30 protein-coding genes and 1 tRNA gene are annotated in these 26,065 nt (G+C 57.5%); 13 read left to right on the top strand and 18 right to left on the bottom strand.

Annotation, left to right across the window (positions count from 1 at the left end; translation table 11 throughout):
- The first annotated feature begins 145 nt into the window (after positions 1-145).
- Together aroQ and I9185_RS03400 are read left to right on the top strand one after the other, a co-directional pair.
- Complete coding sequence (aroQ, locus tag I9185_RS03405) at positions 146-595, top strand: type II 3-dehydroquinate dehydratase (protein WP_171632493.1); 450 nt, start codon at positions 146-148, stop codon at positions 593-595.
- Positions 592-1,347, top strand: a complete 756-nt coding sequence (locus tag I9185_RS03400; RefSeq protein WP_171632496.1) for an autoinducer binding domain-containing protein — start codon at positions 592-594, stop codon at positions 1,345-1,347. Before aroQ ends, I9185_RS03400 begins: the two co-directional genes overlap by 4 nt.
- A gap of 366 nt (positions 1,348-1,713) precedes the next feature.
- Here the strand turns inward: I9185_RS03400 and tsf are convergent, their stop codons facing one another.
- The 5 genes from tsf to I9185_RS03375 form a co-directional block, all read right to left on the bottom strand.
- Complete coding sequence (gene tsf / locus I9185_RS03395) at positions 1,714-2,589, bottom strand: translation elongation factor Ts (RefSeq protein WP_171723283.1); 876 nt, start codon at positions 2,587-2,589, stop codon at positions 1,714-1,716.
- A 77-nt stretch (positions 2,590-2,666) separates the two neighbouring features.
- The gene (rpsB, locus tag I9185_RS03390; protein WP_171723284.1) at positions 2,667-3,470 is read right to left on the bottom strand and encodes a 30S ribosomal protein S2; all 804 of its coding nucleotides are present in this window, start codon (positions 3,468-3,470) and stop codon (positions 2,667-2,669) included.
- Between the two features lie 166 nt (positions 3,471-3,636).
- Positions 3,637-4,491 (bottom strand): 1-acyl-sn-glycerol-3-phosphate acyltransferase, encoded by an 855-nt coding sequence (locus tag I9185_RS03385; protein WP_210092353.1) that lies wholly within the window; start codon positions 4,489-4,491, stop codon positions 3,637-3,639.
- Positions 4,478-5,233 (bottom strand): GNAT family N-acyltransferase, encoded by a 756-nt coding sequence (locus I9185_RS03380; RefSeq protein WP_210092352.1) that lies wholly within the window; start codon positions 5,231-5,233, stop codon positions 4,478-4,480. Before I9185_RS03380 ends, I9185_RS03385 begins: the two co-directional genes overlap by 14 nt.
- A 108-nt stretch (positions 5,234-5,341) precedes the next feature.
- Positions 5,342-5,524, bottom strand: a complete 183-nt coding sequence (locus I9185_RS03375; protein ID WP_050602459.1) for a DUF3553 domain-containing protein — start codon at positions 5,522-5,524, stop codon at positions 5,342-5,344.
- A gap of 43 nt (positions 5,525-5,567) precedes the next feature.
- On the opposite strand from I9185_RS03375, the gene I9185_RS03370 reads away from it, so the two are divergent.
- Positions 5,568-6,164 carry a histidine phosphotransferase family protein gene (locus I9185_RS03370; RefSeq protein ID WP_171328421.1) on the top strand — a complete coding sequence of 199 codons (597 nt, stop codon included), beginning with the start codon at positions 5,568-5,570 and terminating at the stop codon, positions 6,162-6,164.
- Here the strand turns inward: I9185_RS03370 and I9185_RS03365 are convergent.
- The 10 genes from I9185_RS03365 to I9185_RS03320 all read right to left on the bottom strand — a co-directional run bounded on the left by I9185_RS03365 (position 6,161) and on the right by I9185_RS03320 (position 14,103).
- A complete protein-coding gene (locus I9185_RS03365; protein ID WP_210092351.1) occupies positions 6,161-7,423 on the bottom strand; it encodes a glutamate-5-semialdehyde dehydrogenase in 1,263 nt (420 codons plus the stop codon). The genes I9185_RS03370 and I9185_RS03365 overlap by 4 nt on opposite strands.
- Positions 7,424-7,455: 32 nt before the next feature.
- Positions 7,456-8,562 carry a glutamate 5-kinase gene (gene proB, locus I9185_RS03360; RefSeq protein ID WP_171632507.1) on the bottom strand — a complete coding sequence of 369 codons (1,107 nt, stop codon included), beginning with the start codon at positions 8,560-8,562 and terminating at the stop codon, positions 7,456-7,458.
- Positions 8,550-9,584, bottom strand: a complete 1,035-nt coding sequence (gene obgE, locus I9185_RS03355; protein WP_210092350.1) for a GTPase ObgE — start codon at positions 9,582-9,584, stop codon at positions 8,550-8,552. Before obgE ends, proB begins: the two co-directional genes overlap by 13 nt.
- 38 nt (positions 9,585-9,622) lie before the next feature.
- Positions 9,623-10,159, bottom strand: coding sequence for a GNAT family N-acetyltransferase (locus tag I9185_RS03350; protein WP_152457964.1), 537 nt, complete (start codon positions 10,157-10,159; stop codon positions 9,623-9,625).
- Complete coding sequence (locus I9185_RS03345) at positions 10,156-10,764, bottom strand: LysE family translocator (protein ID WP_171723291.1); 609 nt, start codon at positions 10,762-10,764, stop codon at positions 10,156-10,158. The genes I9185_RS03350 and I9185_RS03345 overlap by 4 nt, the downstream gene beginning before the upstream one ends.
- A complete protein-coding gene (locus I9185_RS03340) occupies positions 10,761-11,264 on the bottom strand; it encodes a GNAT family N-acetyltransferase (protein WP_171723292.1) in 504 nt (167 codons plus the stop codon). Before I9185_RS03340 ends, I9185_RS03345 begins: the two co-directional genes overlap by 4 nt.
- A gap of 84 nt (positions 11,265-11,348) precedes the next feature.
- Positions 11,349-11,618 (bottom strand): 50S ribosomal protein L27, encoded by a 270-nt coding sequence (gene rpmA, locus I9185_RS03335; RefSeq protein WP_058271644.1) that lies wholly within the window; start codon positions 11,616-11,618, stop codon positions 11,349-11,351.
- Between the two features lie 11 nt (positions 11,619-11,629).
- Positions 11,630-12,241 (bottom strand): 50S ribosomal protein L21, encoded by a 612-nt coding sequence (locus I9185_RS03330; protein WP_210092349.1) that lies wholly within the window; start codon positions 12,239-12,241, stop codon positions 11,630-11,632.
- 219 nt (positions 12,242-12,460) lie between these two features.
- Entirely contained in the window at positions 12,461-13,261 is an 801-nt protein-coding gene (locus I9185_RS03325) for a DUF2059 domain-containing protein (protein ID WP_210092348.1), read from the bottom strand.
- A complete protein-coding gene (locus tag I9185_RS03320) occupies positions 13,261-14,103 on the bottom strand; it encodes a DUF2059 domain-containing protein (protein WP_210092347.1) in 843 nt (280 codons plus the stop codon). Before I9185_RS03320 ends, I9185_RS03325 begins: the two co-directional genes overlap by 1 nt.
- Before the next feature lie 123 nt (positions 14,104-14,226).
- Here I9185_RS03320 and I9185_RS03315 point away from each other — a divergent pair.
- From I9185_RS03315 to I9185_RS03275, 9 genes are all read left to right on the top strand, one after another.
- Positions 14,227-14,316 (top strand) — tRNA-Ser (locus I9185_RS03315).
- A gap of 259 nt (positions 14,317-14,575) precedes the next feature.
- Complete coding sequence (locus tag I9185_RS03310; protein ID WP_171632522.1) at positions 14,576-15,133, top strand: hypothetical protein; 558 nt, start codon at positions 14,576-14,578, stop codon at positions 15,131-15,133.
- A gap of 201 nt (positions 15,134-15,334) precedes the next feature.
- A complete protein-coding gene (locus I9185_RS03305) occupies positions 15,335-16,363 on the top strand; it encodes an alcohol dehydrogenase catalytic domain-containing protein (protein WP_171632525.1) in 1,029 nt (342 codons plus the stop codon).
- A 75-nt stretch (positions 16,364-16,438) separates the two neighbouring features.
- Positions 16,439-17,314, top strand: a complete 876-nt coding sequence (locus I9185_RS03300; RefSeq protein ID WP_210092346.1) for a branched-chain amino acid ABC transporter permease — start codon at positions 16,439-16,441, stop codon at positions 17,312-17,314.
- A gap of 3 nt (positions 17,315-17,317) precedes the next feature.
- A complete protein-coding gene (locus tag I9185_RS03295; protein WP_210092345.1) occupies positions 17,318-18,415 on the top strand; it encodes a branched-chain amino acid ABC transporter permease in 1,098 nt (365 codons plus the stop codon).
- Positions 18,412-19,176, top strand: coding sequence for an ABC transporter ATP-binding protein (locus I9185_RS03290; RefSeq protein ID WP_210092344.1), 765 nt, complete (start codon positions 18,412-18,414; stop codon positions 19,174-19,176). The genes I9185_RS03295 and I9185_RS03290 overlap by 4 nt, the downstream gene beginning before the upstream one ends.
- Positions 19,173-19,946, top strand: coding sequence for an ABC transporter ATP-binding protein (locus I9185_RS03285; RefSeq protein ID WP_171723298.1), 774 nt, complete (start codon positions 19,173-19,175; stop codon positions 19,944-19,946). The genes I9185_RS03290 and I9185_RS03285 overlap by 4 nt, the downstream gene beginning before the upstream one ends.
- Positions 19,947-19,951: 5 nt before the next feature.
- Positions 19,952-21,838 carry a long-chain fatty acid--CoA ligase gene (locus I9185_RS03280; RefSeq protein ID WP_171723299.1) on the top strand — a complete coding sequence of 629 codons (1,887 nt, stop codon included), beginning with the start codon at positions 19,952-19,954 and terminating at the stop codon, positions 21,836-21,838.
- Positions 21,839-21,863: 25 nt separating this feature from the next.
- On the top strand, positions 21,864-23,024 hold the full coding sequence (locus tag I9185_RS03275; RefSeq protein ID WP_152457952.1) for an ABC transporter substrate-binding protein: 1,161 nt from the start codon (positions 21,864-21,866) through the stop codon (positions 23,022-23,024).
- A gap of 70 nt (positions 23,025-23,094) precedes the next feature.
- Here I9185_RS03275 and rpsI read toward each other — a convergent pair whose 3' ends face one another.
- Entirely contained in the window at positions 23,095-23,580 is a 486-nt protein-coding gene (gene rpsI, locus I9185_RS03270; RefSeq protein ID WP_152457951.1) for a 30S ribosomal protein S9, read from the bottom strand.
- A gap of 6 nt (positions 23,581-23,586) precedes the next feature.
- Positions 23,587-24,045 carry a 50S ribosomal protein L13 gene (gene rplM, locus I9185_RS03265; RefSeq protein ID WP_152457950.1) on the bottom strand — a complete coding sequence of 153 codons (459 nt, stop codon included), beginning with the start codon at positions 24,043-24,045 and terminating at the stop codon, positions 23,587-23,589.
- A gap of 243 nt (positions 24,046-24,288) precedes the next feature.
- On the opposite strand from rplM, the gene I9185_RS03260 reads away from it, so the two are divergent.
- Positions 24,289-24,654 (top strand): nuclear transport factor 2 family protein, encoded by a 366-nt coding sequence (locus I9185_RS03260; protein WP_171723300.1) that lies wholly within the window; start codon positions 24,289-24,291, stop codon positions 24,652-24,654.
- 3 nt (positions 24,655-24,657) lie between these two features.
- On the opposite strand, the gene I9185_RS03255 is transcribed toward I9185_RS03260, so the two are convergent.
- Entirely contained in the window at positions 24,658-26,061 is a 1,404-nt protein-coding gene (locus I9185_RS03255) for a PLP-dependent aminotransferase family protein (protein WP_171723301.1), read from the bottom strand.
- Positions 26,062-26,065: the final 4 nt, after the last annotated feature.

The raw sequence follows: 26,065 nt of genomic DNA, 5'->3' as shown, positions 1-26,065 counted from the left end.
GTCGTCATGTCGAAGGACTGAACTTGGTTTACTCTTCCATCTCAAGGTCTGTTTTCAGGGCAACTGTCTGTATTCAATCCACCAAAGTCAGGTAGACAACCCGGCCTTTTCGCGTCTATGAACCAAGTATGGGGATCGTGAAAACATGCATAACGTTTTGGTATTGAATGGCCCAAACCTCAATCTGCTTGGCACACGGCAGCCCGAGGTTTACGGCAGCACGACACTACATATGATCGAGGACCGTTGCGTTCAGCATGGCGCCTCCATTGGGCTGGACGTCACCCACCTGCAATCCAATCACGAAGGTGTGCTGCTTGACGCCATTCACGCGGCCCGCGGTGTACAAAGCGGGCTGATACTGAACGCAGGCGCGTTCACGCATACGTCGATTGCCCTTATGGATGCGATTGCATCGGTGGAACTGCCGGTTGTCGAAGTGCATCTTTCCAACATTCATGCCCGGGAAGCCTTTCGGCACAGGTCCTACATAGCCCCCGTCGCACTGGGTCAGATCTGTGGCTTCGGTGCCCACAGCTATATCCTCGCGCTGGACGCGCTCGCGGCCCATCTGAAGGCGGGCAGCGCGACATGAAGCTCAAGGAATATCTTCGCTTTGTCAGCTACGCCAAAACCCTGGAAGACCTGTGGGACGCACATTGCCGCCAAATGGCCGAGTTCGGATTTACCCGCCTGATCTATGGGTACACGCAATTCCGGACGGCCACGTCCTTGGGTGACCCGGAAGATTTCGTAATCCTGACGAACCACAAACGGGCTTATGTGGACGGGTTCATCAAGGATGGTCTGTATTTTCACGCTCCGATGTTGAAGTGGGCCTTGGACAACGAAGGCGCCGCCAGCTGGAAAATGTTGCAGGACATGAGCTCGGGCGGAACGATGACCGCGAAGGAGCGCGAAGTTTTCGAGTTCAACAAATCCATGGGCGTGGTTTCCGGCTATACCGTAAGCTTCAACTCGGTTTCCATGCGCTCGAAGGGGGCGATTTCCCTGTCGGCCAATGATGGGCTGAGCCAGGAAGATGTGGATGCGGTCTGGGAAGAGCACGGCGACGACATTCTGCTTATGAACAATGTCGCCCACCTGAAAATCCTGACATTGCCGTTTCTTCCGCCGAACCGGGCACTTACCAAACGCCAACGCGAAGCTTTGCAGTGGGTTGGTGACGGGAAAACCACTCAGGATATCGCGCTGTTGATGGGACTGACATCTGCAACGGTAGAGAAGCACCTGCGACTCGCGCGCGAGGCGCTTTCGGTCGAAACGACGGCACAAGCGGTTCTCAAGGCGTCACTGCACAACCAGATGTTCATTATGGAAGCATAACCGCAATATTTTGACGCTATCCCGCGTCAGTTTACCCTAGGTAAGGAAATCACTACTTTTCAAACCAATCGTAAAAGTTGCAAAGTGAGAGTGTTCCGTGAGTGGTGGCTTTAGCCAGGGAACATTGGATTGGATCTTTGCAATAACAAAGCTCTCCGATCACTCTGACAAGGGGGCGCTTATTTGTCCGCGTACCGGTGTCGGAATTTTGGGGGGCCTCGACCATCCCCATCATGCGGGGCCCTCCAATCCTTCTCTACTTATGGAAGTATGCTTTTTGCCGGTGGCAGAAAAAAAGGGTTACGCAGTGCGTAACCCTTTAGATTTGTTGGGAAAGGCCGTTGCCGGTACTTTCCCTGTAACGTTTTAGCCTTGCGCGGCTTTGGCGACTTCAGCAGCGAAATCTTCTTTTTCAACCACGATACCTTCGCCAACTTCCAGACGGATGAAGCCGGTGATGGTTGCGCCGGCTTCCTTGGCCGCTGCTTCGACGGTCAGGTCAGGGTTCACGACAAACTGCTGGTTCAGCAGAGTCGATTCCGCGACGAACTTCTTCATACGGCCTTCGATCATCTTTTCGATCACTTGCTCCGGCTTGCCGGATTCGCGGGCGATGTCCATCTGGACCTGCTTTTCTTTTTCGACAATTGCCGGGTCCATGTCTGCTTCGGACAGGGCCGCCGGGTTCACAGCGGCGATGTGCATTGCAACCTGCTTGCCGATCGCTTCGTCGCCACCGGTCAGAGCAACCAGAACGCCGATTTTGCCCATGCCGTTGGTGGCTGCGTTGTGGACGTAGGACACAACAGTGTCGCCCGACAGTTTGGCCATGCGGCGTACCGACATGTTCTCGCCGATGGTGGCGATCTTGTCGGTCAGGGTGTCGGCAACGGATTTGCCACCCAGATCAGCAGCCAGCAGCGCGTCAACATCTGCAACGCCTTCTGCGGCAAATGCGATCTTGCCAACCATTTCCTGGAACTCGGCGTTTTTCGCAACGAAGTCGGTTTCCGAGTTCACTTCGACAGCAACACCGTTGCCACCGTTGACGTGGACTGCAACCAGACCTTCTGCTGCGGTACGGCCCGATTTCTTAGCCGCTTTGGCCAAACCTTTGGTGCGCAGCCAGTCAACGGCTTCGTCCATGTTGCCGCCGGTTTCGGTCAGCGCTTTTTTTGCGTCCATCATGCCTGCGCCGGTCGAGTCGCGCAGTTCTTTAACCATTGCTGCTGTGATTGCCATCTTTAGGCTCTCCTCAATTCAAACGGAATTGGGGCAGGTCATACCCTGCCCCATATGTCATTTACGTGACGGGCAGCTTACGCTTCGGCTTTGGCTTCCGGTGCGGCTTCTGCTTCGGCGGGCGCTTCTTCTGCAACGACTTCTTCAACCGGTGCTTCTTCGAATGCGCCAAGGTCAACGCCTGCCGCACCCATCTGAGCGGTCATGCCGTCCAGAGCGGCACGTGCGGCCAGATCACAGTACAGCGCGATGGCGCGGGCTGCGTCATCGTTGCCGGGGATGATGTAGTCAACGCCGTCGGGCGAGCAGTTGGTGTCAACCACAGCCACAACCGGGATACCCAGCTTGTTGGCTTCGGCGATGGCCAGCGCTTCTTTCTTGACGTCGATAACGAACAGCAGGTCAGGAACGCCGCCCATCTCGCGGATACCGCCCAGCGAAGCCTGCAGCTTGGCCTGGTCACGCTCCATGCCCAGACGCTCTTTCTTGGTCAGGCCTTCGGCGCCCGATTCCATCGCTTCGTCGATCTGGTTCAGACGGTTGATCGACTGGGAAACGGTTTTCCAGTTGGTCAGCGTGCCGCCCAGCCAGCGGTGGTTCATGTAGTACTGAGCCGACTTTTCAGCCGCTTCCGCGATCGGGCCAGCAGCCTGACGCTTGGTGCCAACGAACAGAACGCGGCCGCCTTTGGCAACGGTGTCACGAACGGCCTGCAGCGCCTGGTCCAGCATCGGAACGGTCTGGGTCAGGTCCATGATGTGGATGCCATTGCGCGAGCCGTAGATGAACGGGCCCATGCGGGGATTCCAACGCTGTGTCTGGTGACCGAAGTGTACGCCAGCTTCCAGCAGCTGACGCATGGTGAACTCGGGAAGAGCCATGCTATGTTTTCCTTTTCCGGTTTACGCCTCGGCGGGGGTGAAAGAAGCGAATGCTCCAACCGGCGGGCCAGATAGGGATGTCTCCCCTACAAGGCCCAAACCCCGCCTGCGGGTTTGAATGGCGCGCGTATACGGCAGGTTTGAAGGCAGCGCAAGGGTCAAACCCTTATTTTTCAAGCCGCGCCAATGCATGCGCGTGGCGCACTGCTGCCTCGCAATGGGCCGCCAGTTCCTTGCGGTTGGCAAAATCCCTGACCCGGGCGGGTGCGTGATAGATCAGTTCAACGGACCCCTGCCTGCGCGCGCCCAATGTCTTGAGCAGATGGGGCGCGAAATCCATATCACCCCACCAGCCATAGAACCGGTCAGGCTGACCTTTCGGCGCGTGAAACACCACCGAGACCGGTTGAACATACATAAAATCCCGCAGCTCGTCTGCGAAGAAAGCGGCAAAAAGCGTTGTTTTAAATGGCAAAACACGCAATCCGTCGGTCGAGGTGCCCTCTGGGAAAAACAACAGCTTATGTCCGGCCTTCAGGCGTTCTTCGAAGATCGCCGTCTGCTCGCGGGCCTTTTTGCGATCCCTCTCGATGAATACGGTCCCGGTGGCCCGTGCCAACCATCCGATACCCGGCCAGTTCGCTACTTCTGCCTTGGACACGAAGTAGACCCTTTTGCGGGCGTTCAGGGCAAAGATATCCAGCCAGGATGTGTGATTGGCGACAACGGCACCGTGTTCCTTCATCAACGCGCCCGAGCAGCGAAATCCGATTCCCAGGATTCGGAACGCGTTTCGGCACACGAACTGGCTGATGAACGGTGTGACGGGGCGACGAACACCGAAAAGCGGCAACTCGATCAGTCGAATGGCCAATAGAACTATCAGCCCACCGAACACAAGGATGGCCAAGGGCAAGCCCCTCAGGATCACCAGAATCCAGCCGACAAAACCCAGTTCGATCGGATCCGGCGCATCCTCACTGTTCCAAAGCGGATCATTCACCGGATCAAGCTCCGCCATAGATGCGCTTCTGCCGCTCGTTCATACGGCTCGTATCCAGGATCAGGCACACATCGGTGGTGTTGAAGGAATGATCGATGAACGCCCCCTCACCCACAAACCCGCCAAGCCTCAGATAGGCTTTGATCAGGGCTGGAACCTGCACCATGGCACGGCGACGATCCAGCGCGTCCGGTGCGACAATATCCATGGTCTGAAACACGCTCGGCTGGGCGCGCACCCGCAGGTCTGGCGGCGCCAGATGATTGTGATGCAGCATCGACAGCGGCTGGGCCAGTTCCTGAACATCCGTGCCGTGAAAGCTGGCGACGCCGAACAGAACTTCGATCTGGCGTTCGGCCACATAGCGAGAGAGACCATTCCAGAGATGATACATGGCCGTACCGCCCCGGTAGTCCCTGTGCAGGCACGACCGGCCCAGTTCCAGCAACTTGCGGCCACTTTGCTTGAGAATGCTCAGATCGTATTCGTCTTCGGAATAAAACTGCCCCAACTCAGCGGCGCGATCCCCCGGTAACAGCCTGTAAACGCCGACAACTTCTCCGGTCGCATCATCACGGGCCAGCATGTGATCGAAATAGGGATCAAACCGGTCCCGTTCCAGCCCGGCCACATGATCGACCATAGCGCCTCCTCCGCCGAGTTCGCGCACAAATACGTCATAACGCAACCGCTGCGCTGCGCGCAGTTCGTCCTGGGTTTCCGCCAGTTTGATCGTGAACGAGGGGCCAGCGTCCGGCATGTCAGACTTATCAATCCTGTTTTATCAACGCGGCTGATACCTCAGTTCTTCGGGGGAAGGCAACAAGTGGGAATCTGGTCTTTTCCGTTAACTCTTCTTAAACCAGTTTCACGGATCAAAGACCGGCATCAGGGCGATGCGTGTTCCGTCGATTACCACTTTCCCCTGCTCGCGAAAGTTTACGGTGATCTTGCCTGCGATGTTGGACTGAACCTGTCCGACACCCCATTCGGGGAAATCCGGGTGGCGAACAAACATGCCCGGTGCAAGAATAGCATTCATGTCTGTCATTTGGGGCTTCCGGTTCCTGCGGCAGATACCGCAGGAGGTATGCATGGGCAACACGAACGTCAACCTGGCTGAATTGATCGGCTCACGGATCTGCCACGATCTGATCAGCCCGATCGGGGCGATCACCAACGGGCTGGAGCTGTTGGACATGGTTGGTGCTGTCCAGGGCCCCGAGATGGAGTTGATCTCGGGCAGCGTCGGCAGTGCGGGCGCGCGTATCCGGTTTTTTCGGGTTGCCTTCGGATCTGCAGGAGAACAGCCGCTGGGCCGGGCCGAAGTGGCCGAACTGCTCAAGGACATCGAACGCACCGGACGGGTGCGGGTAAACTGGTTTATGACCGAGCCCATGCCGCGCAACCAAATCAAGCTGGCGTTCCTTGCGCTCATGTGCTGCGAAAGTGCCATGCCGATGGGCGGAGAGGTTGAGATCGAGAACCAAGGCACCAATTGGACAGTGACCGGAACTGCCGACAAGTTGAACGTAGACAATACCTTATGGAAACACGTCGCAACCGGCCGGTTTCCCAACAAGATTACCCCCGCGCAGGTCCAGTTCGCTCTGCTGCCGGAAACGGCAAACGCGATGGGTCGGCGCATTTCCGTTGAAACCGCCGCGACCCGCCTTGTGCTGCGTTTTTAATCCCGAATCGTTCCGTTCCCGCGCACCAGATATTTGAAACTGGTCAACTGGGCTGCCCCCACCGGGCCGCGGGCATGCATTTTGCCCGTGGCGATACCGATCTCGGCTCCCATCCCGAATTCACCACCATCGGCGAACTGAGTCGAAGCGTTGTGCATAAGGATCGCGCTATCCAAACGCTCAAAGAAACGGGCCACGGCCGTGTCATCCTCGGTCATGATACAATCGGTATGGTTCGACCCGTAATGCTGGATATGCGCAATGGCAGCATCGATATCGGCGACGGGCTTGGCCGCGATCACGCTGTCCAGAAACTCTTTTCCCCAATCCTCCGCCGTCGCGGAAATTGTACCCTCGACCGCAAGTGCGCCTTCGGCGTGAACCTCGACCCCTGCTTTCAGCAACGCGGCAATCACGTCACGCCCCAGCGTTTCGGCGATGTCCTGATGGATCAGCAGGCATTCGGCAGCGCCGCAGATCCCGGTACGGCGTGTCTTGGCGTTCAACACCACGTCCAGCGTTTTCTGCGGATCAGCGGCCTTGTCGACATAGATGTGCACGATGCCTTCAAGATGGGCAAAAACGGGCACACGGGCCTCACGCTGGACCAGCCCGACCAACCCCTTGCCGCCGCGCGGAACGATGACGTCGACATAGTCGGTCATGGTCAGCAATTCCTGAACCGCCGCACGGTCACGTGTCGGCACCAGTTGAATCGCATCTTCCGGCAGATCGACGGCCTTAAGCCCCTCGACCAGGCAGGCATGAATTGCTGTCGAAGAATGAAAGCTCTCGGAGCCGCCACGCAGAATAACGGCGTTTCCGGATTTCAAACACAGCGCACCTGCGTCGGCCGTGACATTGGGGCGGCTTTCATAGATCACGCCGATCACACCCAGCGGGGTGCGTACGCGTTGGATTTTCAATCCGGTCGGGCGGTCCCATTCGGCCAGCACTTCGCCCACCGGATCGGTCTGTTCAGCCACCGCGCGCAGACCATCGACCATGCCCTGAACACGCGCCTCATCCAGCATCAGCCGATCCATCATCGCCGGGCCCAGACCTTTTTCTCGGCCGAACTCCAGATCCTTCCGGTTGGCTTCGATGATCTGCGCCCGATTGGCCCAAACCGCGTCGGCCGCTGCAATCAGGGCGGCATGTTTGCGTTCTGGGCTTGCAAAAGCCAGATCGCGCGATGCCGCTTTGGCACGTTTCCCAAGATCAGCCATCAGAGCGGGAATGCTGTCGAAATCTTTCATGTCGCGTGCCTTTCAGGTCGTCTTTTCAGTATTTACAGGGCCAGATCATCCCGGTGAATCAAGGCCGCACGGCCGGGATATCCAAGGGTCGCCTCGATCTCGGACGACTTGCGCCCCTTGATCGCGTCAGCCTCCTGCGCGGTGTAACGGCTGATCCCCTGCGCCAGCCGACGGGCTTTGGGGTCAAGGATCGCGACAGGGTCGCCGCGCCCGAAATCGCCGGTCACTTCAACAATGCCCGCGGGCAACAGGCTTTTGCCATTTGCCAGCGCGTTGGCAGCCCCTTCATCGATGGTGATTTCGCCACGCGGTTTCATGGCTGAAATCCAACGCTTGCGCGCAGCGTGCGGATCCAGCGTTGCGGTAAACCACGTACAGTTTGCGCCATTTTCCAGCGTTTTCAGAGGGTTCAGAACCGACCCTTCCGTGATCGCCATCGCACATCCGCCCGCGGTGGCCATCTTGGCGGCCAGCAGCTTTGTCTTCATTCCTCCCTTTGACAAGCCAGAGCCCGCATCGCCTGCCATGGCTTCGATCTCGGGCGTGATCTTGTCGATTGTTTCGAAACGCGTGGCCGAGGCGTCCTCGTTGGGGTTGCCCGAATAGAAACCATCGACATCCGACAGCAGGATCAACTGGTCCGCCCCCACGGTCACCGCGATTTGCGCGGCCAGACGATCATTGTCGCCATACCGGATCTCATCCGTTGCCACGGTATCGTTTTCGTTGACGATCGGCACGACACCCAAACCCAGCAGAGTTTCCAAAGTCGCGCGTGAATTCAGATAGCGGCGGCGATCCTCGCTGTCCTCCAATGTCACCAAAACCTGCGCCGTGGTGATCCCATGAGGCGTCAACGCCTCTTCATATGCGCGCGCCAGACGAATTTGCCCGACGGCAGCGGCAGCTTGCGACTTTTCCAAAGGCAATGTCGCCATGGACAGCCCCAAAACGCCGCGGCCCAGTGCAATCGACCCGGACGAGACGAGGATTACATCTATCCCCTGCCCCTTGAGCCATGCGACATCCTGCGCCAACGAAAACAACCATTCCTTGCGCAACAGGCCGGTTTCGCGATCAACAAGCAAAGCCGACCCGATTTTGACAACCAATCGGCGCGCTGAAGTCAGGGTTGCCAAGGCTGCGTCTCCTCAGCGGGTTTCTGACGAAAACGATTGTCATCGATCTGGCCGCGCAACGCACGCAAAACCTCGGTTACACCTTGATGAGCAACACCGGACATCATCATCACAGGGCCGCCAACGGCCTCTTCAAGCTCGGCTTTGGCCAAATCACGTTCTTCGTCATCCAGTGCATCGACCTTGTTCAGGACGGTGATCCGGGGTTTCTGGGCCAGTTCGCCACCATAGGCCTCAAGCTCGTGGATAATTGTGCGGTAATCATCGGCAACCGTTTCCGAGGTACCATCGACAAGATGCAGCAGCACGGCGCAGCGCTCAACATGACCAAGAAAGCGGTCGCCTATCCCGCGTCCTTCATGCGCGCCTTCGATCAGGCCGGGGATGTCAGCCACCACGAATTCCACGTTGTCGACCCCCACGACACCCAGATTTGGGTGCAGCGTGGTAAACGGATAATCCGCGATCTTGGGCCGCGCGTTTGACGTGGCTGCAAGAAAGGTCGATTTGCCTGCATTCGGCATGCCCAGCAGGCCCACATCGGCGATCAGCTTCAGACGCAGCCAGATCGTGCGGTCAATGCCCGCCTGCCCCGGATTTGCACGCCGGGGGGCCTGGTTGGTGGCCGATTTGAAGTGCAGATTGCCGAAACCGCCATTGCCCCCTTTCGCCAGTAGAACGCGCTGTCCCACCTCGGTTAGATCGCAGATGACGGTTTCTTCATCCTCATCCAGGATCTCGGTGCCAACAGGCACACGCAGGACAATGTCATCGCCATCCTTGCCGGTACGTTGCTGCCCCCTGCCCGGCTGGCCGTTCTTGGCAAAGAAATGCTGCTGATACCGGAAGTCGATCAGGGTGTTCAGCCCGTCCACGACCTCGGCCCAGACAGAACCGCCCTTACCGCCGTCCCCGCCATCAGGGCCGCCGTATTCGATGTATTTTTCGCGTCGGAAGCTGACGCAGCCGCTACCGCCGGCCCCGGACCGGATGTAGACCTTTGCAAGATCGAGAAATTTCATGGTCTGTCCCCTACTGCAAAGGCCCCATCGGCCACAAGTCAGAGTTTTTTACTGTATGTCCAGGTGGGCACATTCGCATCACGCGCCACCGAATAGCTTTCTGCATCGCCAAGATACTGGAACCCGCAATGAGTCAGGACCCGGGCCGACGCCGGATTGTCTTGAAACACGCTGGCAAACATCGTCGCGTTTTTCAGCGGGTTGGCATTTACCAGTGCTTCGACAGCCATCGACGCAATGCCAGTGTTCCAGTAGATCGGCGCCACCCAATAGCCGACTTCGGACTGGTTCCGATCCAGCCGCTTCAGCGTGATCAGACCAATCAGTTCCGGACCGCCGTCTTTGGTGGCATCCATGACCCATACGTCCTCGTCCCGGTCCTCGGCCATCGAGCGCGTCACAAAGGCCTCGGTCGAGCCGGGGGCCAAAGGATGTGCAATACTCGTCGTCATGCGTGCCACACGCTCATCGCCGGCATAGTGCTCGATCAGCCCCATATCCGACCGGCGCAGAGGGCGCAGATCGAACCGCTCGGTTTCTATGACCGGCTGATTTATTATTGTTTCAAGTTTCATGAGTGTGTTCCTCCTCCGAACAACACGAAAAGTACGGACGCAACAGTGAGACTGGCTAACGTCCACATCAGATATTTTTCCGCGGGCCGACCTTCAACCACGTGGGCAATTCTATCTCCGGCAAAAGTCCAGATCGGGTGTAAAATCACCTGGCAAAACAATAAACAGAGAGCGATCGTGAACGTCGCGTTAAGGCTGGACGTGCCAGCCGCGACAAAGCCGGTAAACCCGGCAATGATCATCGCCCAAGCTTTTGGATTAAGGGGATGAACGATCAAACCCGCCCAAAAACCGGGCACCTCTGCGGCGGTTTCACCGCGCGTAAGGCGCATGTTGGCAATTTTCCACGCAAGCCAGCAGATATACGCCGCCGAGGCGTATTTCAGCACCAAAAAGACAAACGGTGCCTGATCCGCAAGCTGCAACAGTCCAAATCCAACGGGCCAGATGATCAGCTGCTTACCCAGGATCACCCCACCCACGAATGGCAGCGCGGCCCGAAAGCCATAGCGCGCACCAGTGCCCAGCAGGACCATATTGGCGGGTCCCGGTGTGCCGATCTGACTGGCGGCGAAGATCAGGAAACTGGTGGTGGCGACCGTCATGTCCGCGCTTCCCATGTGTTCCTCTGCAGTTCCATCCACTGCAGAGCCACAGCTTCGCCGGTCGAACGCACAACGGTTTCAGACCGCGAAGTTGGAACAAAGCCAAGCTTGGACAGCACCAAACGCGAGCGTTCATTGCCAAGATGGTAAGAAGCCTTCAGGCTATTGCTGTCGCCTTTGAAGTGACGGTGAACAACGGCGCCTGCGCTTTCGGTGGCAAAACCTTGCCCCCAATAGGACTGTCCTAACCAATACCCGAGTTCGTCACCTGCAGATACAGTTCCGATCAGTTTGCCGTCTTTTTCAATCGCAAACGCATCGTAAACTTGTGACGCCAAATTGGTGACAAAGTTCTCCGCGTCTTCAATGCTAAAAGGAAACGGAATGCTGGTTACCCAGCGCGCCACATCGAGATCATTCAGAAGCGTGACCAGACGCGACGAATCCTCACGCCGGAACCGACGCAGGACAAGACGCTCTGTTTTAATCACTTCGGTCATGAGACCACTCCTGAAAACGAGAAAGGGGACCGGCACTTTGTGCCGGTCCCCCATGAATTTTTCTTAAACCTTCTGGGTTTCGGCTTACTCTGCGGCCTCCGCCACTGGCAGGACCGAAATAAAGGTGCGGTTTTTCAGTCCCTTGTGGAACTTCACGGCGCCATCCACAGTTGCAAAGATGGTGTGATCTTTGCCCATGCCTACGCCTTCGCCCGGCCAAAACTTGGTGCCGCGCTGACGCACGATGATGTTGCCTGAAATGGCGGCCTGGCCACCATACAGTTTGACGCCAAGGCGGCGACCCGCTGAGTCGCGACCGTTACGGGAGGAACCGCCAGCTTTTTTATGTGCCATTCTCTCTCTCCTTAGCCTTTGGCCAGCTCTTTGGCCTGCTCAACCCATTCGGGTTTCACTTTGACCGTTTCGATAGCAGCAATCTGCTCGTCCGACAAGGCGGCCAGAGCGGCAAAGCTCTCGATACCGGCTTCAACCAGCTTTTTGGCAGCGGCAGGGCCGACACCGTTCAGCTTGGTCAGATCGTCAGCGGCAGCAGCGGCGGGTGCCTCTGCTTTGGCTGCAGCTTTCTTGGCAGGCTTAGCAGCAGGTGCCGCTTCGCCAGCCGGAGCCGAACCGGTTGCAGCCTTGATGCCCGACGTGTCAGCGCCCGACGACAGGATGTCGGTGATCTTGACCAGAGTCAGCTTCTGACGGTGGCCAACGGTACGCTTCGAGCTGTGCTTACGACGGCGCTTGACGAACTTGATGACCTTGTCACCTTTGATCTGTTCGATCACTTCGGCCTGTACGCCTGCGCCTTCAACGAAAGGTGCGCCAACAACCGGAGCGTCACCGCCCAGCATCAGAACATCGTTGAATTGAACTTTTTCACCTGCGTCGGCAGCCAGCTTTTCAACGCGGAGGATATCACCCGCCTGAACCTTGTACTGCTTGCCGCCAGTCTTGAGGACCGCAAACATGCGTCTTTCCTTTGTCTAACCGCGTTCTGTGGTCCCCTTCCGGGAGTTTTCGGCCCCAAGACACTTGAAAGCCACCTCGAACAGCGCGCCCTTTTCGGGCTGTGTGAATGACCATCAGGACATCCCAAGGGTCAAATAATAACGATACCCGGCACGGAAAACCGGCCGGGATGCGCGCTTATCCATAGATCGCCGGGAAAAGTCAACACCAAAGCGTCGTCAGAGATCAGACGCCCTGAGTGTCTGTGCGACCGCCCGCCCCAATCGGAAAGAGATATCGTTGAACATCCGGTCAAAGCCGTCAAACAGCGCTTCATTCAGGGCGCGCCCGGTTTCGGTTCTGGAAAACGCAATATTCTCGCGCATCTGGGCCTCGTCCAAGGGCCGATAGGCCATCAGAAGAAAAGAATAAAGCCACGCCTCGGTTTCTGCTGCGCGGCTTTCTTTCTGTGAAAGAAGTTCGGCCAGCAATTCCTGATCGTCGCCTTGCGCATCGACATCAAGACCCTGAAAGAAGCTGAAGTCGGAACTCAGCGCCCCATGAACGTTCTTTTCGACAAGGTCATTCGCCTGGATGTACTCATCGACCAACTCGAAACGAGTCGAGTCGCGCTCAACGGACTCGTAAGCTTCGCGGGCCATGTCCTCGATGGCCTGGTCCGACATCGCCTGCCGGGCCGAGTTTTCCAGCGACACGATCGTCTGACCAAGATCGCTTTCGAAAAACAGGATCGCCTGATCAAGCTGGGCAACGGACAGACCCGCCTCAAAGGCATCCGTCAGGAATTTCTGCATCCAGACCGGGTCGTAAATATCTTTGACCTGCGCTTCAAAATAGGCGCCGCCGGTATTGTCCAACAGCGTTTCGTCAAGTTCCTCGCGGTGCCCTTGACCTTCCTGTACGAGAATTTCCATCACATGCGACAAGTGCATGGCCTGCGCCAGCCGGTCGACCTTTTGATCGGCCAGCAATTGAGCGCCCCACAGAACAAACGCAATCGCCAGAAAAACGCGGTGCATCAAATATCCTGCGCGGGATGCAGTTCGGCCATTCGGGCCGCAAGTACTTCGAACCGCATGGCCATGATTTCGTATTGGATCGCGTTCAGCAATTCATACACTTCCTGCATCAGGGGTTGTTCCAGCGCCTCGACATACGAGTCGACATCCGCATCGGAAAAGTCCTGATAGGTATAGGCTGCCCCCGCAAGGCTGGACAGTTGCAGTGACTGGCGCATACCGGCTTCGTTCCGCTTCATCAGCGCACGCAATTCATCCGCATCAAGTTGCAGGTCAATGACACCTGAAGCGCTGGCTGCCAGAAGAAAACGCACCTGAATTTCTTGCAGGGCCCGCACTGCGGTACCGGTCGAATCGATCGCCTTGTTCATACGCTTGAAACTTTCGACCCGCTGCGATCCGTCCTTGATCAGGTCTGCGATGATTTTTTGGCCTTCCAGCTGCTTAGCTTCATCGTCCTCAAGCATATGCGAGACGTTCTCGGCCTCTACCAGGCGCTGCCCCAGATCCGACGCATAAAAGTCAACCGCGTGTGTCAGGGCCTCATCACTCAGGGTTTGTTCGAGGATGGAAACCGCGGTCTCATGCATGGCGCCGACGTCAAAGACTTCGTCTGCCAGACGCGTCCAATCCGATCCGAATCCATCCGGATCAATCCCCAGCATCTGGGGGGCAGACCTCGAGCTTAGCGCGATGCTTTCCAGGGCAACGTCAAACCCGGTCGTGGTCAGAAAGGCCTCTATCCGATCGCGGCTGGCGGCGGAAAGTTCCATGGGGATCAGAACAAGCGCAAAGAGCGGGGCCAGAAACCAAAAGGCGGAGCGGCGTACAAACTGTATCATAGATATCAGACTAGGAGTTTTGCGCTGGCAGGCAACGGAAAATCCCGGGTTTCTTCAATTCCCGAATTTTCTGCTTGCACCCCTGCCCGTTCCTCACTAAATCCCCCCCTCACAGACCCCCGCGGAGAGGTGCCGGAGTGGTCGAACGGGGCGGTCTCGAAAACCGTTGTGGGTGCAAGCCCACCCAGGGTTCGAATCCCTGTCTCTCCGCCACTATCCCAATGCTGGCTCAATGCTGCCTTTGGCCCTCAGGAAGCGCCCGAAAATTGGTTACGTCTGCGGGCCATTCCCGGCGGATCGCTGCCAAAACCGGTCGCCTCATCTTTGTGCAGGCGTGTTCTTGCCGCGTTTCAAAGGACAATGAGCATAGCCCGGCTTATACTCTATTCTGCTGAGAATTATCGGGAATTCCCCTTTGTACCTGAGTTATTTTTAGCGCATCCCGGCGACACAATTTCCAAAGGAGACACACATGTCGCGTACTCTTATTCTTGCAATCGTCATCGCCGCAATTGGCGCTGGCGGATACTATTACCTCAATCAACCCGAACCCACACCCGCTGAGCGTTTGGAAACTGCGGCAGAAGAAGCCGCCGAAGCGGTGACCGACGCAGCTTCATCTGTACAGGACGCTGCCTCTGACGCTGTCGATGCCGCGACCGAACAAGTCGCCGAAGCAGCTTCGTCGCTGACGGACCAAGCGACAGAAGCCGCGTCATCGGTTGCAGATCAGGCAAGCGAAGCAGCGTCATCGGTGGCGGATCAGGCCTCTGATGCGGCTCAGGAGGCCAGCGATCAGGTGGCCGCGCTGGCCGGTCAGGGGCAGGAGTTGCTGAACTCATGGATTCAGGAAGGCAAGCTGGACCCGACCAACTTCGACTATGATGGCATTATGACATCCATTCAGGACAGCACTCTGGCCACCGATCTGAAAGATCAGGCGATCAAGATTGTGAACGATATCAAGGATTCGCCTGAAACGATTGTTCAGAAAATTCAGGAACTAACCAACCTGCTGACCCAACAGTAAAGTGTTGAAGGCCGATCCACGGGTCGGCCTTTGCCCCTGGGCGCATCTGCGCTGCCCCTACGTTACGGTGTCGTTGAATTGACCTCTTGCGCGACTTTTGATTGGCTGTGCCTGACAAAATGCCCGCGCTCTGCCCGACTGGTCTGAAGGCTTTTCGGACAAGGCGCGCGCTTTGATTCAGCCAAATTCGAGGATCAACCGATGACCGACCTGCCCCAGACTATGTTCGCCGCAATCCTTAAGCATGACGGGTATTCCGGTACGGCCACCGGACCGGCCATTGAAACCGCCGCCGACTGGCTGGAAGAAGCCGAAGTTCCCACGCCTGAACCCGGCCCGGGCCAGGTGCTGATCCGTTTGCGCGCGGCTTCGGTCAATCCGTCCGATCTGCATTTCATCAAGGGTGAATACGGGCAGCCGAGGGTCAAGGGATCCCCCGCCGGATTTGAAGGATGCGGAGACGTCGTGGCCGCAGGAAAGGGCGCCGAGGCCTTGCAAGGGCAACGCGTTGCGTTCGTCGCCGCCGGATCGGGGGCCTGGGCGGAATATGTCGTCACACAGATGCAGATGTGCATCCCTCTGCGCCCTGATATCTCGGACGATGACGGGGCCGCCCAGATCGTCAATCCAATGACGGCGATGGCTATGGTGGATATGGCCAAGGCCGACGGCGATGCCTTCGTGGTATCAGCCGCGACCAGCCAGTTGGGCAAGCTGATGTGCAGCCTTGGTCGGGATCTGGGTTTGAAGCCGATCGCTTTGGTACGCCGGGCCGAGACGGCAGGGATGTTGAAAGACCTTGGCGCGGTCGAAGTGCTTGTGACAACCGACGAAAACATTGTCGCAAAGTTTGCGGATCTGAGCGCGCAGTTGAAACCGCGCGTGTTTCTGGATGCCGTGACGGACCAATTGTCCGAACAATTGTTCTGCGCCATGCCCAACCGGGCGCGCTGGATCAGTTATGGCAAGCTTTCTACCGAGGCGCCGACACTGACTCAGACAGGGCAGTTGATTTTCATGGGAAAGCGGATCGAAGGGTTCTGGCTGACAAGCTGGATGATGTCGACCCCGCCCGCCGATCAGATGCGAGTTGTGGCCGAAGTTCAGGCCCGGTTTGCCGACGGGCGCTGGAAAACGGATGTTTCTGAACACCTTACACTCAGAAATCTTGTGCCAAACCTGGCTGATGCGCTGAAAAAGAGTGACGGCAAGGTGATAATAACGCCATAGTAGAACAAACCCGCGTCACCGGAGGATGCGCGCGGGCGGAACGCGACACCGGCAAACCGGTCGAGGGAGGACAGTTTGGATAACGCGCAGCTGCTGATCAGCGGACTGGCAAACGGGTGTGTCTATGGCCTGATCGCGCTTGGCTTTGTTCTGATCTACAAGGCCACCGAAGCGGTGAACTTCGCACAGGGCGATTTCATGATGCTGGGGGCCTTTGTTACCATCGGCCTGACCAACACCGAATATATGGGCCTGCCGTTCTGGCTGGCCCTGCCGATCTCACTGGGGATCATGGGGGCATTGGGATATCTTCTGGATCGCCTGATCATCCGTCGCCTGTTTGGCGAAAGTCAGACCGCCGTCGTTATCCTGACCATCGCCCTGGGCTTTGTGATCCGTTTCGTGGCCGGAGTGATCTGGGGGCACGAACCGCAAACGCTGCAAAACCCGCTTGCGGGGAAAGAGCTGCGCTTTGGCGGCCTTGTACTGGGGCTGGAGGATGTCGCCGTGATCGTCGTCACCATCCTGCTGACATGGGGCCTTTACGTCTTTTTCAACCGTTCCAAACTCGGGCTGGCGATGCAGGGGGCGTCGCAAAACCAGCTGGCGGCGTATTACATGGGCGTGCCTGTCAAGCGGGTTCAGGGGTTCATCTGGGCGCTGGCCGGGATCGTTGCGGGGATTGCAGGAATTCTGTTCGCCGCCAAGGGCGCCGTGGATCCGACAACGGGATTGCTGGGAATCAAGGCATTTGCCGCCGCCGTCATCGGCGGGTTCGGAAGCCTGCCCGGGGCGCTGGCCGGTGGTCTTGTCGTCGGGGTGATCGAGCCCTTCGCCAGCCGCTATATAGCGGCGGGTTACAGCCAGATCGCGCCATACGCCCTGCTGCTGGCCGTGCTGATCTTTCGCCCCAACGGGTTGTTCAGTCAGGTTCGGGTCAAAAAGGTCTGAGCCATGCGGATCATCTTCAAAACCGACTACATGCAGGATATCCGCCCGTGGAAAGACCGTTACCAGCTCGTCCTGCATCTGATCCTTCTGACGGTCGTTGCCGCAGCCCCGTGGTGGCTGGATGAGTTCTATCTGGGCGAGCTGACCAACGTCCTGATCTGGGCCATCGCCGGGTTGGGTCTGATGGTCCTGACCGGGCATACAGGGCAAGTCAGTCTGGGCCACGCAGCCTTTCTGGCTTTTGGCTGCTATGCCAACGTTGCCCTGATTGAAGCCGGGGTGCCCTTTCTTATCGCTTTTCCGCTGGCCGGCATCCTGACGGGGATCGCGGGCGTGACCGTTGCGATCCCTGCCCTGCGCCTGCATGGCATCTATCTGGCCATCTTCACCATGGCTCTTTCGATCCTGATGGACGACATCATCGTTCTGTCCGAACCCATCACCGGCGGTGTTGCGGGCAAGTACGTCGGCGGGGTCGAAATCTTCGGCCATCTGGTAGACCGCTGGGGAACGCCCGATCAGTTTTTCTGGCTGGTCCTGACCGTCGCCGTTCTGGTCACACTGGGATATATCAACCTGCTGCGCGCGCCTTTGGGGCGCAGCTTCATCGCGGTGCGCGACTCGGAGGTTTCGGCCCAGGCGATGGGCATCGACATCGCGCGGACAAAGATGATCTCTTTCGCGTTGTCCTGCGCGGTGACGGGCTGGGCCGGGGCGCTGATGGGATTGTTCGCCGGAGCGTTTAACAACGAAACCTTCAGTGTTCTGATCTCGATCCAACTGCTTATGATGATCGTCATCGGCGGGCTGGGGTCGATCCACGGCGCGTTTCTGGGCGCGATCGTGATCGGGTTCCTGCCGCAGTTTCTGTCGATCTCAAAAGAATATGCCGGCGCCCTGTTCGGCGGCAATACAGTCGCCATTCCGGGGGTGGAGTTCGGCATCTTCGGCATGATCCTGATCGCTTTCATCCTGTTCGAACCCATGGGCATCTATGGCCGCTGGCTGAAAATCCGCACCTGGTTCGAGCTGTTCCCCTTCTATCGAAAAGACATGTTCAAACGACAGAAATCCTATCTCAAGACGGAGCGTCTGAGATGAGCTTGCTGGAGTTCGAAAATGTCACCCTCAAGTTCGGCGGCCTGACGGCGGTGGATAACCTGTCATTCGACGTTCGGGATGGTGAAGTCTTTGCCATCGTCGGCCCAAACGGTGCGGGCAAGTCCACTGTTTTCAACCTGATTTCCCGGTTCTACGATCCCGTTGACGGGGCGATCCGGTATGACGGTCATGATCTGCTTCGGGTCAAACCGTCCGGTGTCGCCGCCTATGGCGTCGCGCGGACATTTCAGAACATCGAGCTGTTCGAACACGCAACCGTCCTGCAAAACCTGCTGGTCGGACGCCACCGCCACCGCAGGACAAACCTGATTTCCGAGATTCTTTTCACCCCGTCGGCAAAGCGACAGGAACTGGAAAACCGCGAGAAAGTGGAACGGATCATCGACTTTCTCGACCTGCAAGCCTATCGCGACAAGATGATATCGGGGCTGCCCTACGGCGTGCGCAAAGTGGTCGAAGTTGCACGGGCTTTGGCAACTGACCCAAAACTCTTGCTGCTGGATGAGCCGGCCTCGGGGTTGTCCGTGGAAGAAACAACGGACATGCGTTGGTGGATCGATGATATCCGACGGCAGATGGGCATCACCGTTTTGATGGTAGAACATGACATGGGCCTGGTCTCGGGCGTGTCAGACCGGGTTCTGGCCATGGCAGACGGCGCAAAACTGGCGCTTGGGACCCCGGCCGAAGTTCAATCGCACCCGGCAGTGATCGAAGCCTACCTTGGGAAAGCTTCATGAGCGCGCCAATCCTGAAAATCCGCAATGTCGAAAGCTTTTATGGCCCGATAATGGCCATTCGCGGTGTTTCACTGGACGTTCACGAAGGTACGATTGTCTCGATCCTTGGCGCAAACGGTGCCGGCAAGACGACGTTGATGAAAACCGTCTCGGGGGTGATGGACCCGGAAAAAGGCACGGTCACCTTTGATGGAGACGACATACAGGGGGCCGAGCCGCATACCGTCGTCCAGCGCGGGATCGTGCATGTACCCGAAGGGCGCGAGGTGTTTCCTCTGCTCACCGTCGATGAAAACCTGAGCCTCGGCGCGTATACCCGAACGGACAAAGTGCAGATCGACCAGGATCGCGAGCTTGTTTTCAGTTACTTTCCCGTTCTCAAAGATCGTCGCACGCAAGAGGCCGGTACCCTTTCGGGCGGGCAGCAACAGATGCTGGCAATCGGACGGGGGCTGATGGCCCGTCCCCGCATCATGCTGCTGGATGAGCCGTCACTGGGTCTGTCACCGCTTTTGGTGCAGGAAATATTCGCCATTCTGAAACGTCTGAACGAAGAACAGCATATGACGATGCTTCTGGTCGAACAGAACGCCAATGCGGCGTTGCGGCTGGCGCATCATGGATACGTGATGGAGGTAGGCCGCATCGTCATGGACGGTGCTGCGGATACGTTGCTGAAATCCGAAGACATCCAGAACTTCTATCTTGGCGTGCAGGAAGAAGGCGCACGCGAAAGCCGCCGTTGGAAACGCAAGAAGACGTGGAGGTAAGCAAGATGGATGCCACGCCCCTCGCCTCGCAGGTCAAGATCAACGGCGTTGAACTGAATGCAACCCCCGGACAACGCCCGTTGCGCGTGGATGGGTGCACCACCATCAGCATGCTGTTTCAACACCGTTGCGCGGAACTGGGGGATCGTACAGCCCATCGCGAAAAGGATTTGGGCATCTGGAAGTCATATTCCTGGGCCGACTACTGGCAGCGCGCCAAGTGGATCGGGCTTGCCCTGCGCAAGCTGGGCCTGGAACGCGGTGACGTTGTTTCGATCCTGTCCGAGGACCGCAAGGAATGGATGTGGTTCGATATGGGCATTCAGTGCGTCGGGGGCATTTCTTCTGGCGTCTACACCACGGATTCGGCCAATCAACTGCAATATCTGGTCAACGACAGTGGCAGCAAGTTCCTCATCGTCGAGGACGAAGAGCATCTGGACAAATTTCTGGAAGTCGAAAATCAAGTTCCGGATCTGATCAAGGTGATCATTCTGGAAGACGAAGGCTTGCACGACCTGACCCATCCGCGCTGCATGATGATCGACGATCTTTACGCTTTGGGCCAGCAGGCCGAACAGGAAGATCCGGGACGGTTCGAAGCCGAAATCGCATTGGCCAAACCTCAGGACACAGCATTGCTGGTTTACACATCCGGCACCACGGGCCAGCCCAAGGGTGCGATGTTGAGCCATGAAAACATCCTGGCCGGCATTGAGGCCGGTGCCTGGTCATTGCCGATGCAGGCCAGTGACGAACAACTGTGTTTCCTGCCCCTCTGCCATATCCTGGAACGCGACGTATCTGTCTATTTCCCGCTGGCCGCCCGCTGCACGGTGAATTTCGCGGAAAGCCCCGAGACGGTCTTTGCAAATCTGCAAGAGGTCTCGCCTTCGACCTTCACGGCGGTGCCGAGAGTCTGGGAAAAGATCTATGCGCATGTGCAAATCCTGGCGCAGGATGCAACGCCGTTGGGTCGAATGGCATACGGTCTTGCCCTGAAGGCCGGCGCACGGCGGGCCGATTATGTGAGTTCGGGAAAACCCGTTCCCGCCGCCATCGCGGCCCGGTTCTGGTTTTGGGATCAGTTGGTTCTGAAAAATCTGCGCCGGATGCTCGGTTTGGACAAACTGCGCCGGGGTGGCACGGGTGCTGCGCCTATCTCGGCGGATTTGTTGAAATGGTACTGGGCCATCGGCGTCCCGATCGTCGAGGGCTTCGGCATGACCGAAACGTCCGGCCTTGCAACACTCAACACCGTGGAAAGCAACAAGATCGGAACCATCGGCAAGGTCGTCCCGGGGTGCGATATCCGCATCTCGGACGAGGGTGAAATTCAGCTCAAGGGAATGAACATCTTTCAGGGCTATTGGCGCAACAACGCAAAGACAGCGGAAAGCTTTACCGCCGATGGCTGGCTGCGCACCGGCGATATGGGGCGTATCGACAAGGACGGGTACGTTACCATCACCGGCAGGTTGAAAGACATCATCATCACCGCCGGTGGCAAGAACATCACCCCGGCCGAAATCGAAAGCCGGCTGAAGTTCAGCCATTACATCTCGGACGCGGTGATCATCGGCGACCGGCGCAAATACCTCACGGCGCTGATCATGATCGATCAGGAAAATGTCGAGAAATATGCGCAGGACCAGAAAATCCCTTTTTCGAACTTTACCTCGCTTTGCGCCGCGGCCGAAGTCAAGGAGTTGATCGGCGCCGAAGTGGCCGCAGTGAACAAGGAATTCGCACGGGTCGAGCAGATCAAGGATTTTCGCCTGATCGACGTTCTGCTGACCGCCGAGGATGACGAGCTTACCGCCACGATGAAGCTGAAACGCGGCCTGGTCGAAAAGAAACACGGACATCTGATTGAAGACATGTACACTTAGCCAAAGAGTTTTCAGGAGGAGAAAGATGAAGAAGTCATTCAAATGGCTGGCCGCCGCCACGGCGTTGACCGCCTCGGCAAGCATCGGTTGGGCTCAGACGCAGGGCGTGACGGATGATGAGATTGTCATCGGGTCCGTCAACGACCTGAGCGGCATCTTCGCCGCGGTGGGTGTCCCGGCGACCAAAGGTGCCAACGTGGTATTCGACCGGGTGAACGAAGCCGGTGGCATACACGGGCGCAAAATCCGCTATGTGGTCGAGGACAACGGATACCAGATGCCGCGTGCGATGCAGGGCTACAACAAACTGCTGAACCGCGACAAGGTGTTCGCCATGCTGCAATCGCTTGGCACGCCGATGAACATGGCTGGGTTCAAGCTGTTGGATCCCAAGGGAATTCCCAACGTGGCACCTCTGACCGCTGCGCGTCAGATGTTGCAAGAGCCGATGCGAAACAAGTTCACGTCTTTCTCGACCTACTATGATCAGGCGCGTGTCGGTGTGAAATACCTGGCCGGAGAATTTGGATCAAAGACGGTCTGCACCATGTATCTGCCAACAGATTTTGGCGAGGAAATTCTTGAAGGCAGCAAGGCCGGTGCCGAAGAAGCCGGGATCGCTTTTGGATCTGAAACAACCCACAAACCGGATGAGACGGATTTTGTCGGGTCGCTCAGCAAGCTCAAGGAAGAAGGCTGCGATATCGTCACCATGGCGCTTGGGGTGCGTCAGGCGATCACCGTAGTTGGCACGGCCAAGAAGATGGGCCTGACGGACATGAAGTTCCTTGGGACTTCGGCCAGTTTCCTGACAGTCGTAGCACAGGTTCCCGGTGGAGTGACTGACGGGTTCTATGCAGCAGCCTCGTGGCAGGATCTTTGGGCGCGTGCGGACCAACCTGCCCCGGCGGCATTTATCGAAGAATACAAGGCCGCGACCGGCGAAGATCCGGTTGGATTTGCCATGTTGGGCTATTCCGCTGCCGAAATGATGGTCAAAGCGCTTGAAGCCGCGGGCCCTGACCTGACCCATGACAGCTTTATCGAAGCGATGGAGTCACTGGACTATCAGGATGACCTGGTCGGCAATCACATAACCTATGGTCCTGACGACCATCAGGGCGCGGATACGGTTTTCGTCAATGTCGTTGAAAACGGCGCGTGGAAGCTCGTCTACGAAGAATAAGATTTCCCGCAACACAATGCAAAAGGGCTCGCAATTGCGAGCCCTTTCTTTGTTGGGTTTTCCCGGCGAATTAACGCTTGGAGAACTGGAACGAACGGCGGGCTTTGCGCTTACCGAATTTCTTACGTTCCACAACGCGGCTGTCGCGGGTCAGGAAGCCAGCAGCTTTCAGAGCGCCGCGCAGGTTGGGATCGTACAGTTGCAGCGCTTTCGAGATGCCATGCTTGACCGCACCGGCCTGACCGGTCAGGCCACCACCTTTGACAGTGGCGACAACGTCGAACTCGCCTTCGACACCAGCAACCTGAAACGGCTGGCGCAGGATCAGTTGCAGAACGGGGCGTGCAAAATAGACGTCTTGGTCTTTGCCGTTCACGGTGACCTTGCCGGAACCCGGCTTGATCCAAACGCGGGCAACAGCGTCTTTACGCTTGCCGGTGGCGTACGAACGGCCCAGCTCGTCACGTACGGGTTCACGCACGATGACTTCTTCGGCCACGGTTTCAACGCCTGCGACGGCGCTCAGCTCTTCGAGAGTATTGATCTGATCAGCCATCGGTCATTAGCTCCGGGTGTTTTTCTTGTTCATGGACTTGACGTCCAGAACTTCGGGCGCTTGCGCCTCGTGGGGATGCTCGGCACCGGCATAAACGCGCAGGTTGGTCATCTGCTTGCGCGACAGGCGGTTGCCCGGCAGCATGCGCTTGACCGCCTGGGTCACGACGCGCTCGGGGTGTGCGCCCTCAAGGATCTGCTGTTTGGTGCGCGACTTGATGCCGCCCGGGTGGCCAGTGTGCCAGTAGAAGTTTTCTTCGCGCTTCTTGCCGGTCATCTGGATCTTGTCAGCGTTGATCACGATGACGTTGTCGCCCATGTCCATGTTCGGGGTGAACGACGCTTTGTGCTTGCCACGCAGACGCATGGCGACGATCGACGCAAGACGGCCCAGAACAACGCCCTCGGCGTCGATTAGGATCCATTTCTTGTCGATGTCTGCAGGTGTTGCAGAAAAGGTTTTCATGGCAGGATAGTCCTGTTTGATGTGAAAGACCGCCCCAAGCGAGGCGGCCCGAATTCGATGGATGCGTATCTAGACACCCATGACCGCCACGTCAAGCGACCAAATGCCATTTAAAACGTTTTAAAACAATGATTTGCTAAATAGGTATTATTTTACCCCACGTTTTCAGCACGGAGATCGCCCCAATTTCGACACTCTGATACACTCGGTTGGAATTGATCATGCCCAACCACGGAGGGTCGAATGCAGGATTTGATGCGCACGATTGAAAACTATGGCGCGGTCTGGCAGGAAAAGTCCGCCGAAAAACGGCTTGCGCTTCTGAACCAGTGCTTTGCGGAAAACGGTCGGTACGTGGATCCGACAGCCGATGTTTCAGGCCGTGAGCAGTTGAGTACACATATCGGCGAAGTCCTTTTGAATTCGAATGGGCGTGTCGAAATCACCAGCAGCCCTGTGTCGCACCATGATGTCGTCCACTTCACTTGGCATATGGTGGCCCCGAACGGCGCAATCATGGTGGCCGGGCATGATTTCATTCGATTGGACGAGGACGGAAAAATTGCCCATCTGGCCGGATTCTTTGGCGACCCGCCGCCGCTGAGTTGAATGCTAGACGCTGATCTGTTCAGGCGGATTGTCCAGCAAAGCGCGCAACCTCAGCATTGCGTCCTCGAACCGTTCCAACGAAACGTGACCATTCATTGCGATGCGCACTGCGTTTGGAGCGCGCCCGTCGCGCAGGGCAAACTCATCCGCTGATCTGAGCTGAATGCCTTCCCGCTCTGCCGCGCGGCTGAACGCGGCAGAGCGCCACCCCGATGGCAGGTTCAGCCAGACAAAAGGCACATCCGGTGCCCAGTTCAGATCGAACCCACCCAGCGCATTGACGGTGATCCGAACATAATCGCCCATCCGTTTGCGCACATCCTGTGCAATTTGGCGGGTACGCGGATCCGACAGCAGCAGCCGGGTCAGTTCGGCCAAGGGTTGAGCCAGGCCAAAATACCCATATTCGGCCGATCGGCGCAGATCGACGCTGCGATCCTTTGGGGCAATGGCAAAGCCAACGCGCAAAGCGGGTGTGAGTATCTTTGAAATGGACGACACGTGCCAGCCCCGCTCGGGGGCGAGCGCGCGGTAACTGGGTTCACGCGCCTCTCCCATGCGATAGCAATCGTCTTCCACGATCTGAAGGTCGAAGCGCCGGGCGACGTCCACGATCTCTTTCCTGCGTTCCAGCGGCGTGTGGATGCCGGTGGGGTTCTGAACTTCTGGCGAGACGCAAACGGCCTGAGCATTGGTTTGCCGCAAGACATGCTCCATCGACACCGGATCGATGCCCCATTTGTCCATCTTGACGCCAATGACTTCGGCGCGCATCAACTCTCCGGCCCGACGAAACCCGGCGTAAGAGAGGTCTTCAACCAACACGATTGGTTTGGGTCCGCGCAGGATGGTCTGGAACACCAGACACAATCCGTTCTGCCCGCCATGGGTCAAGACTATATCGTCATGGGTCAGCGGGCCCAGCGGCAAATCCGACAGCCAATCCACGACCGATTGCCTCATGGGTATATACGCGTCCCGCGTGGGGTAATTCAGAAACAGGCCGGGATCAGCTTGCGAAACCTTTTGCAGGCATTCCCGGATAAGCGCGACCTGCCCCGCATCCGGCAAACGCGGGCTGAACAGGCTGACATTGGCGTTGTACTTGTCTTCCCTCAGATGCAGTTGCCTGGCCCAGACATCATCCAGAATCGGTGATTTCGGCGGGGCCACAAATGTACCACGCCCAACCTCGGCGTGGAGCAAGCCCTCGTCGGTCAGGATCGTATAGGCACGTGCGACTGTACCAGGTGTGATTTGCAGGCGATACGCCAGCTCACGAACTGGCGGAAGCTTGGCGCCAACATCTAATTTCCTGTCACCAATAGCTTTTCTTATTGCGTCAGCAACCAATGTGTATTTCGGACCCTTGGATTTTGGCAGAGCGTCCGGCCAAATTGTATCCATTACA

Origin of the sequence: Ruegeria sp. HKCCSP346 (assembly GCF_017872595.1) — a bacterium.
Lineage (GTDB): Bacteria > Pseudomonadota > Alphaproteobacteria > Rhodobacterales > Rhodobacteraceae > Ruegeria.
This window is presented reverse-complemented; position numbering and strand designations above follow the sequence as displayed.